This is a genomic window from Bacteroides sp. 3_1_13, from assembly GCF_001185845.1.
In the GTDB taxonomy this organism is placed as follows: domain Bacteria; phylum Bacteroidota; class Bacteroidia; order Bacteroidales; family Bacteroidaceae; genus Bacteroides; species Bacteroides xylanisolvens.
On sequence record NZ_KQ236956.1, the window covers coordinates 2,089,734 to 2,102,207 of the forward strand.

Annotated in this window: 11 protein-coding genes; 1 reads left to right on the forward strand and 10 read right to left on the reverse strand. The window is 40.9% G+C overall.

Annotated features, from left to right (window positions below; genetic code table 11):
• The first annotated feature begins 49 nt into the window (after positions 1 to 49).
• Positions 50 to 883: a deoxyribonuclease IV gene (gene nfo / locus HMPREF9009_RS20875; protein ID WP_049703156.1), complete on the forward strand. Its 834-nt coding sequence runs from the start codon at positions 50 to 52 to the stop codon at positions 881 to 883.
• Positions 884 to 1,583: 700 nt separating this feature from the next.
• Here the strand turns inward: nfo and HMPREF9009_RS20880 are convergent.
• The 10 genes from HMPREF9009_RS20880 to HMPREF9009_RS20925 form a co-directional block, all read right to left on the reverse strand.
• A complete protein-coding gene (locus HMPREF9009_RS20880) occupies positions 1,584 to 3,155 on the reverse strand; it encodes a ClC family H(+)/Cl(-) exchange transporter (protein WP_049703157.1) in 1,572 nt (523 codons plus the stop codon).
• 86 nt (positions 3,156 to 3,241) lie between these two features.
• Positions 3,242 to 5,992, reverse strand: a complete 2,751-nt coding sequence (locus HMPREF9009_RS20885) for a TonB-dependent receptor (protein ID WP_049703158.1) — start codon at positions 5,990 to 5,992, stop codon at positions 3,242 to 3,244.
• 48 nt (positions 5,993 to 6,040) lie between these two features.
• On the reverse strand, positions 6,041 to 6,604 hold the full coding sequence (locus tag HMPREF9009_RS20890) for a hypothetical protein (RefSeq protein ID WP_049703159.1): 564 nt from the start codon (positions 6,602 to 6,604) through the stop codon (positions 6,041 to 6,043).
• Between the two features lie 33 nt (positions 6,605 to 6,637).
• Positions 6,638 to 6,982: a hypothetical protein gene (locus HMPREF9009_RS20895; protein WP_004316888.1), complete on the reverse strand. Its 345-nt coding sequence runs from the start codon at positions 6,980 to 6,982 to the stop codon at positions 6,638 to 6,640.
• A gap of 4 nt (positions 6,983 to 6,986) precedes the next feature.
• Positions 6,987 to 7,526, reverse strand: a complete 540-nt coding sequence (locus HMPREF9009_RS20900; RefSeq protein ID WP_004302175.1) for an RNA polymerase sigma factor — start codon at positions 7,524 to 7,526, stop codon at positions 6,987 to 6,989.
• 302 nt (positions 7,527 to 7,828) lie between these two features.
• Positions 7,829 to 8,005, reverse strand: coding sequence for a DUF4250 domain-containing protein (locus HMPREF9009_RS20905; protein ID WP_004316890.1), 177 nt, complete (start codon positions 8,003 to 8,005; stop codon positions 7,829 to 7,831).
• Positions 8,006 to 8,066: 61 nt separating this feature from the next.
• Positions 8,067 to 9,611 (reverse strand): carboxypeptidase-like regulatory domain-containing protein, encoded by a 1,545-nt coding sequence (locus HMPREF9009_RS20910; RefSeq protein ID WP_049703160.1) that lies wholly within the window; start codon positions 9,609 to 9,611, stop codon positions 8,067 to 8,069.
• A gap of 21 nt (positions 9,612 to 9,632) precedes the next feature.
• Positions 9,633 to 10,487: a FecR family protein gene (locus tag HMPREF9009_RS20915; RefSeq protein WP_008644528.1), complete on the reverse strand. Its 855-nt coding sequence runs from the start codon at positions 10,485 to 10,487 to the stop codon at positions 9,633 to 9,635.
• Entirely contained in the window at positions 10,487 to 11,038 is a 552-nt protein-coding gene (locus HMPREF9009_RS20920) for an RNA polymerase sigma-70 factor (RefSeq protein ID WP_008021410.1), read from the reverse strand. Before HMPREF9009_RS20920 ends, HMPREF9009_RS20915 begins: the two co-directional genes overlap by 1 nt.
• A gap of 50 nt (positions 11,039 to 11,088) precedes the next feature.
• Positions 11,089 to 12,348: a carboxypeptidase-like regulatory domain-containing protein gene (locus HMPREF9009_RS20925; protein WP_049703161.1), complete on the reverse strand. Its 1,260-nt coding sequence runs from the start codon at positions 12,346 to 12,348 to the stop codon at positions 11,089 to 11,091.
• Positions 12,349 to 12,474 lie beyond the last annotated feature (126 nt).

A 12,474-nucleotide genomic window follows, 5' to 3' on the forward strand; every position in this document is an offset into this window, starting at 1 on the left:
CCTATAAAAACGTTATATTTGCAGAGTAATATTAAATAAAGAAGTAACCATGAAATATATCGGAGCACATGTAAGCGCGTCCGGGGGCGTAGAGTTCGCCCCCGTTAATGCGCATGAAATAGGAGCAAATGCTTTTGCGTTATTCACCAAGAATCAACGCCAATGGGTAAGTAAACCTTTAACAGAAGAAAGTATCAGTTTCTTTAAAGAGAATTGCGAGAAATACGGTTTTCAGCCGGAATATATCCTGCCACATGACAGTTATCTTATCAACCTGGGACACCCGGAAGAAGAGGGACTTCAAAAAAGCCGTACCGCTTTTCTGGACGAAATGCAACGTTGCGAACTGCTTGGATTGAAACTTTTAAATTTCCATCCAGGCAGTTCTCTCAACAAAATTTCAATAGAGGATTGCCTGTCGCTCATCGCAGAAAGCATTAATATCGCTTTAGAAAAAACAAAAGGCGTAACAGCCGTTATTGAGAACACTGCCGGGCAAGGAAGTAATCTAGGTAGCGAATTCTGGCAACTGAAATATATCATCGACCGGGTAAACGACAAGAGCCGGGTGGGTGTTTGCCTCGATACCTGCCATACTTATACGGCTGGTTATGATATTGTCAATGAATATGATAAGGTATTTGATGAGTTTGACAAGGAAGTGGGATTCAACTACCTTCGCGGTATGCACTTGAATGATTCAAAAAAAGCACTGGGCACCCATGTAGACCGTCACGATAGTATTGGTGAAGGATTGATCGGAAAAGCATTTTTTGAAAGATTGATGCGAGATTCAAGATTCGATAATATGCCGCTGATACTAGAAACACCGGATGAAAGTAAATGGAAAGAAGAAATTGCATGGCTAAAGAGCATGGAATAATGTTTTCACCACAGAGGACACGGAGGACACAGAGGTGAATTTAGTTTATGACTTACGCTTGTGACCCTAATTTTGATGCATAATCCTCCTCTATAAAGTTGAAAAAACATGAAAACATCTGCCACCTGCAACCAAACGCGTGTAATGCACTAGTTAATAAGTAGTTGGAGCGTGGCAGATACTGTTGCAGATAGGTTGCAGATCAAAGTATCTGCAACACAGTATAAGCCTTGCATAAGCTAATTCTCCAGGAGGGCAAAAGTTTATTGTATACATTAACTTCCCGTTTCCAGGCGGGAAACTGTCGTTTCCGGCATTAGAAATTACAGTTTCCACGGTAGGAAACGAGAGTTTCTAAGGCGGGACACTACAGTTTCTACGTAAGGATACTGTCGTTTCCCCGTAGAGACACCACAATTTCTCCATAGAGTGATCCCAATTATCCCATAGCTTTACATAAAGGAATCAAGGCTTTATCTTTGATTATATAACGTGTTGCAGATACTTTATCTGCAACCTATCTGCCGCAGGTATCTGCAACGTTCCAACTACTTATTAACTAGTGTATTACACGCGTTTCGTTGCAGGTGGCAGATGTTTTTATGTTTTTCAACTTTATAGTAGGAAAAACTTTCGTTCATTTCTGCACCGTTTCATTCTTTTTTAGACTGTTCTAAATTTATACTGCCAACACCTATACTCAATAAATATTCGCCATACTCACTAAAGGTTCATACAGTTTCTCTATATCCTGTGAGTCCATCTCTATTTGGACCTGATCTCCAGGCATTAATTTCTGTCCTTTGGGAGGCCAATTCTTACGGTCACGATGCACATTTATAATTACGCAACGTTCCGGTAAACGAAGTTCATCCACAATCTTGCCATCCAAATAGGACCCGCTCATTACTTCTACAGACAATGTATAACGGGGCTCTTCCTTAAAGGCAGGTGAATGAATCATATCATCATATAAAATTACATTGAACGGTTTTATCTGAAGCATTTCCGTAAAGTAATAGGTTAATCCACCTACAACAATGGAAGGATAAAAGACTTCCAAATGTCCTGTAATCTCGGTTATTAAGACAATAGCCGTCAGAGGTGTACGAATGACTGCTACAAGAAATGCCGACATACAAATCAACATGATATAACTGATATTCTCATAAGCAATCACACCCTGTTGAACCATAATCAATCCCACTATTTGCCCCAAAAGTCCTCCTGTCACCAGTGTAGGGATAAAACTTCCTCCCGGTAAACCCGAAGAAAAAGAAAAGGTGCTAAAAACGAAATGCAGCAACATCATGCCGACAATCCAAAGAATATGTGTATCCGGATGCATGGCCTGTGATAGCAAGAACTGTTCCCCTCCTCCCGTCAGATTAAACTCGGCCATAGAAATCAGAAAAGCAATAAAAAGCAAATACAGCATTTTCACGTATTCAGGATGCCTAATAGCGGGATAAATACGTTTCATCTGAAGAGTAGTGACAGAAAAGAATTTTCCAAAAACAGAAACTACTGCCGCCAACAAAAGAAACAGTTTCACCTGTCCCCAAAAAGTCATTCCAGGCACAATGGCATCTATATGAAAATAAGGATTGATGGGAAAAATCCAACTGGCAACCCCGCCTGCCACGACTCCTGCCAAAAGCGTGGTAATGGCTGTTTTAGGTGCATCGAACCGCTCGATAGATTCGATAACCAACAATGAGGAAGCTAATGGGGCAGCAAAAGCAGCCGCCAATCCGGCACCTGCACCGGCAGACAATAATTGTTTCCGTTCGCCACTAAGCACCCTCCCCCATTTTGATACCAAATATCCGACATACGAACCTATCTGTACGGAAGGTCCTTCACGCCCCAAAGACAATCCGGTACTTAATGCAAGTATCCCACCCACAAACTTCGCAACCAATTCCAGAAAAGGATGCTTATAATCAACCCTCCCATTAATAACTCCACGTGTTTGCGGAATCCCCCCGCCGGTAATAAGCGGCATTTTCTTCACCAGCCAGGATACAAATACAAGTATTCCCCACATCAACAGGAAAAGAGGGATATACCAATACCACTTGGGATGAGAATCAAAAAAATCATGGCGGAGATTAAAGAAGAACTGTAATAGGTAATGATAAGGCACGGCAACGAGTCCCGTCAGTAATCCTACGAAGATACTGACAAAGTAAAGTCGTGCATCAATTAACTTCAATTTAAAGATTCGCCAACGACCCTTATCCTTCAATTTACCAAAGAAATCAAACATTCGACAAAGTTTTCATTGTTTACGTACGACACAACAACAATCAAAACTCTATTGTGGTTTCAAGCAGACGAAAATTTAATCTTTAATTATCGTCCCATCATATTCAGACGAAGTATAGCGTGTACCATAAAGTATGAACCCAGTGCATTATAGTCTGTGTCGCGAATGGCAGTAGCAGTAATTGTGCGTATCATTGAAACGTCCTGACGGAGAATATCGTATATTTTGAAGCGGAGAAGTAATTGTTTCCGCTTCAGAAAAGCTTTCGACAACTGACAGTTCCACATCAGGTTTTCGCGGGCATAACCACTATAACCATAACCGGAACGTTGAAAACATGTAAGATCACTGAACAGTTCTATGTTCCACGGAAAATAATACTGCATTTCTGTTCCAAAACGATAATCATAAGTCTCCGTACGTGTCTCTTTTACATTATTATGGGAATTATTATAAAGTAACTCCGCACGGGCACTGATTTCCATTTTTTTTGTCCGGTAAGTTAATTGCAGGCGTTGGCGGGCTGTCAAATGTTTCACTGTGCTTTTCACAGGAGCTTCTTTGTTTATTGTGCTATATCCGTTCTGATTTCTGCATTGCAAATATGAATAAGTACGAAACCTCCAATTCCGGTTCTTAAAAGGAGTATTAAGAGAAAAAGACCCCATAATACGCCAGTTTCCGTTCATATTAAGGGGAGTAGTGGTCCGCACACCAGATTCACTGTCATAAGTCACCTGATTGGTAACACTATTAATAGTGTTCTCCGCCAAAACAGAAGCAACCATATTCCGTTGATGCTTGGCATTATATGAATTAAAGTTCAGCGTAAACGTATTCGTATAGGAAGGTTTCAATGAAGGATTACCAACCCTGATATTTAACGGATTGGTGCGGTCTGTTATCGGTTGAAGATCGCGTATATTGGGCTGGCGACTTTTCCCCCGATATACAATCTGCAAACGGGTACGCTTGGAGAACTTATAGCGGAAATTGACGGTAGGAGAAACATTAAAGACTGATTTTTCCAATGGTTCTTCCAACGATTCTTTTTTCTCTAAAAGAGAATGGCTGACAGACTTTTGGGGTTCAAAGTCAGCACCTATATTATAGTTGTATTTCTTCCGGGAAGTGCGGATAGCAAGATTAAACAGGTGATTGCTGTACTGATTCTCAAAACAGTTACTTGCGTCTTCGTCATAATCAGGAGCAAATTCTTCCGTCTTCTTATCCCAGTTATAAACAAACCGGTCGGAATTGTTAATCCGATGCTGATAACTGTAACGAAACTGAAGAAAATGAAGCCAGGGCAAGGGTTCCACGTACACCAGTTGCAGTCGGTAGTTATAGCCGTCCACCTTATCTTCAATCCTCTGATTCTTAACATTCTTCGTGTTATTCTTAAAGTAATGCGTAGTAGAAAGATTCGTTCTATCGGTTGAAGAAGCATTTGTTCCATAATCAACCTTCAAAGCGATGTTTCTTCCCATCCGGCTAAGTTTCCGGCTAAGCTGAAGCATCATGGTCATGTTATAAGAAGAGCTATGAGTGGTTCCGGATGATTTCCTTTCATTCAGCAATACGTCATTGCCCCACCCTTGCTGGAAGCCACTACTGCCTCTGTCATTAACAGCCGTACGATATTGAGGACGGAAAATCAATGTTGTAACGGAGTCCATTTTCCATTCTAAAAAAGCATTTGCTACGAGATTATCATTTCCCTGGCGATTGTGTCCGGTACTTTCAGTAATAGATTTGTCTTTACGAAGATAATTATCGACTGTAGTACGACTATCCTCCAACCGGTCTGTTCCCACATATTGAATGTTCGATCGGAGTTTGACACGCTGCCAGTCATAAGTGACGTTCACTCCCAAAGAACGGGAAGTGGTCAGTCCTTTTTGAGTGCGAAGATTACCGGAGGAACTGGCAGATTCTCCTTGCATCTCCGAAAATCCCTGATTGTTTGTATTATTCAGATTCCCGATAACCGTCAATTGAGAGTTACTCCGGAAACGATTTAAAGTATTAGCTAGTTCATAACGGTCTTTGCTTCCATATCCGCCCATGAAATTCTCCATCCAGCCCCGTTTCATATTTTTCTTGACCGACAGGTCAAGAATCATTTCCTCTTCGCCATCATCAATACCAGTAAGACGGGCAAGATCGGACTGGCGTTCGTAAGCTTTCAGTTTCTCTACCATCTCTACAGGGAGATTTTTAAGTGCTGCCTTCGGGTCGTCGGAAAAGAACTCCTTCCCATCCACCAGAATCTTTTTCACTTCCTTTCCATGAATCAACAGTTTGCCATCCTCGTCTATTTCGCCGCCGGGAAGTTGTTTCACCAATTCTTCCAGCATAGAGCCTTCAGGAGTACGATAGGCCGAAGCATTAAAGACGGTAGTATCTCCTTCGGTCACAACCATCGGTGCTTGTCCCACAACAACGGTTTCTGTTAATGAAATGCTCTCCGGAGTCAAAGAAATATCGCCTAAAATCGGTGTTTTGTTATCTGTTGAAGCTGATATAGTCCGAAAAACAGGGGTATATCCGATATAAGAAATATGTAACAGAATGGATTTACTTTTAGGAATAACGACGGCTAACTGAAATTTGCCTTGTGCATCTGTTGCCCCACCCGCCAGTAAGGTACTATCCGGTAAAGCCAAAAGCCGGACCGTAGCAAACGGTACCGGCTGATTGGTTTCAGTATCAATCACACGACCGGAAAAACGCTCTTTGCCGGACTGAGCAAAAACAGTCAAACTAATCAGTAACAAGACATAACAAGTAATCAAACGGTACTGAAAAGAATAAATATGGCTGCCTATGTTCAAATTGTGTTGATTTAGTAAAATAAAACTATAATAAAATAAACCTAATCTTTATTTCTGGGCTTGACGCGGAGCACGAGTTTTTTGTCCCTGGTGGTGTCCCTGTCCCGGTTTCTGACCTTTTCTGCGGTCAAATTCCTTTCTGAATTTATTAGCATTCATCTTTTCCTGCTGATAAATCTTCAAAATCTGCTTCTGCGAAAGTATCTTGCTGAATTCATTGTAATACTTTTCACGAATATCCAGCATTTTACGACTTTGAGTAAACTGGTTCCGCAACATGGTTGCAATCTCGTCGTCAGTCATGGACGGACGTTCTTTCTTAGCATTAGCGTCTGTGCCTTGTGCTTTAGTTTTCTCTGTTCTCGCCTTATGAGTCATCATACGACATTCACGCAATTCTTTCAGATACTTCTCGTATACCGGAGTAAATTTAGCTGCCGTTGCATCATCCAACATCAACGTATTTACTATTTGTTTAGTCTGCATCTGCACCATTTGTTCCGGTGTAGGACGCTGTTTTTTTTGTTTGTTATCCGTATTCTGTGCAGACAAAGTCATCTGGCTTCCCATCAGGAGAACGGCCAAAATTACATAAATAAATTTAGTCTTCATAATCTTCACGTTTAAAATAATTAATTGAGTTACTTAATTCAAAAATATATCATTTTCAGAGAAGCTGACGAGCTCTTCCAACTCCTCATCTGATAGTTCTTTAATCCATTTATCTACCGGTTCCGTACCATTGGCTAATACTTTCGAAGAAGATGTTGTCACCTCATCTGCCTGTCGCAAAGACGGAACAAACAGAAATCCGACCCATACGGCTGCTATGGTAATCACCGTAGAAATAATCAGCTTCGTATGAGACTTCCGCTGTTGCTTCACTCCGGCACGTTCCATCACCTTTCGTTGCACGTCCTCGAAGAATCCATCGGGGGTACGGTAAGGTGTCCGTTTTCCAATATCATCAAAATCAAAATCCTTTTTCATCGTTCTATCTGTTTAATATATATTCCTTTATCTTCTCTTTCGCATAGTGGTAATTCACTTTTAGTGTATCCACTTTACTATCCAGTACACGGGCGATCTCTTCATATTCAAGTTCATCGTAATAACGCAAGTTGAATACCAGCCGTTGCTTTTCCGGCAGACTTAAAATAGCTTCCTGAAACTTTACTGCCAACTCATTCTCATAATCAATGTAATCGGAAGCCTTCAACTTGCCCATCAACTCTTCCTGAACATCTTCTGCGGAAACAACTCCCTCATCTTTACGTCCGTTAAGCAAGCGTAAACTCTCATTCGTTGCAATCCGGTAAATCCAAGTTGACAGCGAACTTTCTTCGCGAAACTGATCGATATGCCGGAATACCCGGATAAAGACTTCCTGAAGCACATCTTCCGCATCTTCATGAGATACAACCAGTCTACGGATATAATTATATATCGGCACCTGAAAAGAGTCCATCAGCATCTTGAATCCCCGTTCGCGATTCGAGGCACAAGCTTCACGAATTTTATTCTCGTTTATCATCAATTCTTTTTCTGAACTTTATTAGTTAGAACGCAGAAGACTGACGAAGTTAAATATGGGATTTGGTATTTTGCTTTTATTAACAAGAGAGGGAGAACTGGCGGAAATCATTGTCGGTATATACGATAGGAATAAACGCATGATTCCTGATGACGTTCTGATGAAGGTAGAAAATTATAGTGACGCTATATGCTCGGGATAGTGACGGTATCATTGTCTCATACCGTCACTATCTTTGCCGGATAGCGTCACTATGTTTTTAGTAGAAATACTCTATTTATAAGCTGTAAACAAGGAGATGATTACCAGAACTTATTGTGTTCCGCACTATATTCAAAGCCTGCGGCTTTCAACTGATTCACTAATTCATCCTTGTTCACATTCATATCTTCACAAAGTTCGTCAAGTGAAGAATAGCAGTCGCGCAACTTCATATTGATGACGCTGAACAACATCATCGGATCTTTCGGTAATTCCATAACATACAATCTTTTAAACCGGGTGCAAAGGTACAGCAATCCTGTTGAATGGCAAAATAAATCAATCTCCTATTTCTTCTATCTTCAAAGAGATTTTTTCTATTAGTTTGCTGATTTCTTCTTCCAATGGGATCACATTGAAGTCTTTCCAAAAGTTCTCATCGTATTTGAAATATGTGTCGGAGAAGATTGTACGAGTAGGCAATCTTTCTATACGGGGAAACGCGACTACCTGTCCGGTTTCCACCTTGCAAGTAATCATCTCAAACCAGATATGAAGATCGCGACTGCCAAACAGCATTTTTGTACGTTTCACTTTGAAATGAAGATCGCCCCGGATATGATGTATGTAATAAGTTCCTTGCCACGGTTTATAAGAAATGGTATATACCACTTTTTGAGGAATCATGCGTATGTTGCGTGCGCGCCTTTCGACGAACATACCCGCCGCATTTTTCACATATACAGGATGAACTTCCAGACGGGCTTGCAATAAGGCGCTCGTTTCAGAATCAAGGAATAGTTCTCCGCAAAAAAGAGGTTCACTGATTCCTTTTTTCTGTTCAAAATGCACCACATTTACAAACCGGTCTTCTAAAAATGTCACGCCCTCCGAAGTATAGGTATAAATGCTATTCTCGATACTGGGAATCAGGAATTCGGGCATATCTTTTATGATATCCATCTGAATACAAGCCTGAATTCCCGACTTCACTTTTACCAATAAGCTATCTTTCGCTTCCACATTGCTTAGCCGACTCATTTTCAACAGCTTCACTTGATCTGGCACTGCTGAATGTGAGGATGTCTTATAAACCTTGAACACTGCTTCCGACAAGTTTTGAAATTTGTTTTTCAACTGAACTCCTTCACGATAAAAGGTAGTCAGATACACGGGAGTATGCGAATAGTTCTGTTCCCTCCGTTCAATCATTTCCCGCAAAAGTTTCTTTGGTTCACTTCGACGAATCACTACTTCCTGCAAAGGAACTACTTTAGGTTCGAGACTAAGTATATTGTGCCGTCCAATCAACAAAGCAAACTCTATATCTTGTGAAAGATAACCTATATGAGAAAAGGTAATCGAATCGTTTTTTAAAGAATCGGGTAAGGACAGCTTAAAATCTCCATTCTGATTTGTTATGCTGCCGATAGATGTCCCCCTCACTCCAACAGTAGCTGAAGAGATGGGCACACCCGTCTCCTTATCCAGCAAAGTGCCGGTAATGGAAAAGTTAATAGGCTGCTTCGGAATGAAATCCTGTTGTATATGAATCTTTTTCTCCGAAGGGAGAGTAATCAGAATATGAGTACCAATCACCTGAAACTCCAAACCGGTATCTCCTACTATATCGTACACCGCTTGGCGAATAGATCGTTCTCCTCCCTTTATCTTCACGACAGCATCATTATCAATAACTTTACTGTCATAAATAAACATATATCCCGACTGTCGGGAGACATTACCTAATAATGAATAAACAGTGCCTTTTGTCTTTGGAAGCCGAACTATCCGTTCCAATACATCGCCCCCATCCGCTCTCATCGTATCGACTACGAAAAAGAGTATGAATAGAATGGATAGATAGCGATAAGCCTGTTTCATTTTCTCAAGTTTAAATGAGTTTTATTCTGATAACAAAAGAATATCCCCTTGCTGGGCACATTGCAGACCGAGTGCGCTAGCTATCAGAGTAGCTACGACTTCAGAAGACTCGTCAGAAAATTCAACCGTCAACCTGCGTTCCTCCAATGCAGGTGAAGCCACTTGAATCTGCAAACTATCCGAATTCAGATTCATCACTTTCAGAATGTTCGCCAAAGATTCATCTTTAAAACGTATGTGTTTAAAGAAGCTCCCCCACTCTTCATTCTCTTTATCCGCATCGAGAACGACTAATCGTTGCGATTGCACCACTACTGCCTCTCCCGCTTTTACATAACATTCCTGATTTCCTTTTTTTAGAGTAACTTTCACGATCCCTCTTTGTACAGATAAGCGGAACGGAGCATGTTCATCGCTCTGTACACTGAAAGCGGTTCCCAAAACTTCAATTTTAGCTTGTTCCGTATCAATCCAAAAGGGTTGTCCCTGCTTCTTTGCTACGTCGAAGAAAGCATTTCCCTGCAAACTCACTTCCCGTTTATCAGCAATAAAGTGCTCCGGATATAATAAGGAGGTTTCCTTTGCCAAAAGTACCACAGAACCGTCTTCAAGAGTCGTTGCCAAAGTGGAAATGCCTTGATTTTCCTGTGTAAGAAAATTCTGTGCCGGTTCTCTTTCAGAACCGGTCATCCAATACAAAGCTCCCCAGATGACGCCTATCAAAACGGCGGCAACTGCTCCGTATCTGATCCATAGTGAATGTTTGCGTATAGGACTTCTCTCATCAACTTTCGCAAGTAAACGGTCATTGTCCAGGCGATTATACAATCGGTTCCATGCCTGATCTGTCTTTATTTTATAAATTTCTGTTTTCATCACTTCATGTGAATATAAGTTTCAACTTCTTCTCGTAATGTCCGGAGGGCTTTTGTCATTTCAGCTTCTACTGTTTTTACTGAAAGAGAAAGCTGTGTCGCTATCTCCACATATTTCCGCCCCTCCAAACGATGCATCTCAAAAATCTGTCGTCTGCGGACTGGCAGCTTTTCAAGAGTGTTATTTATGAATTTCTGTAATTCCTCATACTCCATCTGTTGATGAGGATCTGTCGACTGCTCCGGATTGGAAGTGTTCAATACTGCTTCACGGTATCTATTCCTAACTTCTTCGTGTTCACAATACTGCAAAGATTGATTGCGAGTCGCCCTGTACAGATAGCTTTTAACGGACTGGAAAATCTGTAAGCGCACCCTTTCTTTCCAAAGTACATAGAAAAGCTCTTCTACAATCTCTTCCGCTACCGCCATCTGCCCGGTAATGCCTGCCGCATAACAGCAAAGAGGAAAATAGTAACGGCGAAAGAGTTCCTCAAACGCTTTTATGTCACCTTCCTTTATCTTTTTTAGTATGAGCAGTTCATCCAGCATACTTGCTTTTCTTTATGATTGACTTCAAATATAAGAAAACTATCCCTGTTTCAATTCGATTGCTTTTTCAATTTATCCACTGCGTGCTCCAAAGATTCCGTAGGTTCGATGATATTGTAGTTTCCCCAAAAGTCAGGATTCCAGTATTCGTCTACTTTATCATAAAATATTTGATTCAGGCTGAAAGCTTCTTTGTTGGGTATATTCTCCAATACTCCTTCTTTTCTATCGGTCACTACCATTTCGGAAGCTACCGTATAGCTTGTGGAAAATAACTTCCGCTTCCAGTCACATTTAAAACGGATCGTATTACGAATATAGTTCAGATACGTTTTTCCATCTACATCTTTATAAGTGACCAGGTAAGAGAGTTCTTGCGGTTTGAATCTTAAACCGAGAGGTTTCTTATACAGAATTGCGGTGGTCGCCTTCGATTTATTCTGCATATCCAGACTCATTTCTATACGGGTGAATGACAACCGTTCACGATCGATATACAATTTACCGTATAATAAAGCGTACATCAGAATGACTTTCGGGCGGAAATTAATAACATACTGCATACGATTATCTATAAGCATGGATTCTGCCATCCAGAATTCGTAATTATTCAATTCTTCAAAATCGAGTAACGCTCCCTTGTTCTTCACGACATCCAAAGTGACGCCCAGATTAGGTCCACCCACAACTTTGACAGCTAATGTGTCACTTGCTTTCTGACTAAGCAGACGACGTCCCTTCTCCACTCGCACTTTGTCATAGTTTATATTTCTATTGGTATAGGCTGTTTTGGACACATCGAGCACTGCCTCCGATATACCGATATATCGACGCCCTTTCTGTACGGTTTCCCGGTAAAATCCTGTCAGCATATCACGCTTATCACTATAATTTAAAGGGATCTTATTGATTGCTTTCTCTACAATTATACGTGGATTTTCGGCAAATACCACCACTTCATTCAATAGATTGGAATGAGGCGTCAACCAAACTGTCAACATAGCGGCTGTTTCTTTCTCCAAAGAGATATGAGTATTTACATAACCGATATGTGAAATGTCCAGTTCACGCGGCGCTTCCGTTTTTTTAATCTTCAAAGCAAATTCTCCTTCCGCATTGGTCACAGTACCGATATTGCTACCATGCACCGATACATTTACGTTCTCCAGAGCTTTTTTATTTTGCTTGTCTTTCACCATACCAACAATCGTAAGATAATCTCCGGCATCTCCTTGCGCCCACACAGGATAGCTACAAAGCAGCAAACAAACTGATAGCCATCCAACCAAGTGTTTTTCTACATTCTTCATACTGATGCTTTTTAAAGGTAAATAAATTGCGTTTCTACTAATAAGAGCGCTCAAACCGGAAATACCCTACAGCTTTTACAAAAAAAAGAAAAAGAAATCAGATTTCAATACCATATCCGGAAATTA

Coding starts and splice junctions, on each gene's coding strand:
- nfo (WP_049703156.1), top strand. CDS start 50: ATGAAATATATCGGAGCACATGTAAGCGCGTCCGGGGGCGTAGAGTTC.
- HMPREF9009_RS20880 (WP_049703157.1), bottom strand. CDS start 3,155: ATGTTTGATTTCTTTGGTAAATTGAAGGATAAGGGTCGTTGGCGAATC.
- HMPREF9009_RS20890 (WP_049703159.1), bottom strand. CDS start 6,604: ATGAAGACTAAATTTATTTATGTAATTTTGGCCGTTCTCCTGATGGGA.
- HMPREF9009_RS20895 (WP_004316888.1), bottom strand. CDS start 6,982: ATGAAAAAGGATTTTGATTTTGATGATATTGGAAAACGGACACCTTAC.
- HMPREF9009_RS20900 (WP_004302175.1), bottom strand. CDS start 7,526: ATGATAAACGAGAATAAAATTCGTGAAGCTTGTGCCTCGAATCGCGAA.
- HMPREF9009_RS20905 (WP_004316890.1), bottom strand. CDS start 8,005: ATGGAATTACCGAAAGATCCGATGATGTTGTTCAGCGTCATCAATATG.
- HMPREF9009_RS20910 (WP_049703160.1), bottom strand. CDS start 9,611: ATGAAACAGGCTTATCGCTATCTATCCATTCTATTCATACTCTTTTTC.
- HMPREF9009_RS20915 (WP_008644528.1), bottom strand. CDS start 10,487: ATGAAAACAGAAATTTATAAAATAAAGACAGATCAGGCATGGAACCGA.
- HMPREF9009_RS20920 (WP_008021410.1), bottom strand. CDS start 11,038: ATGCTGGATGAACTGCTCATACTAAAAAAGATAAAGGAAGGTGACATA.
- HMPREF9009_RS20925 (WP_049703161.1), bottom strand. CDS start 12,348: ATGAAGAATGTAGAAAAACACTTGGTTGGATGGCTATCAGTTTGTTTG.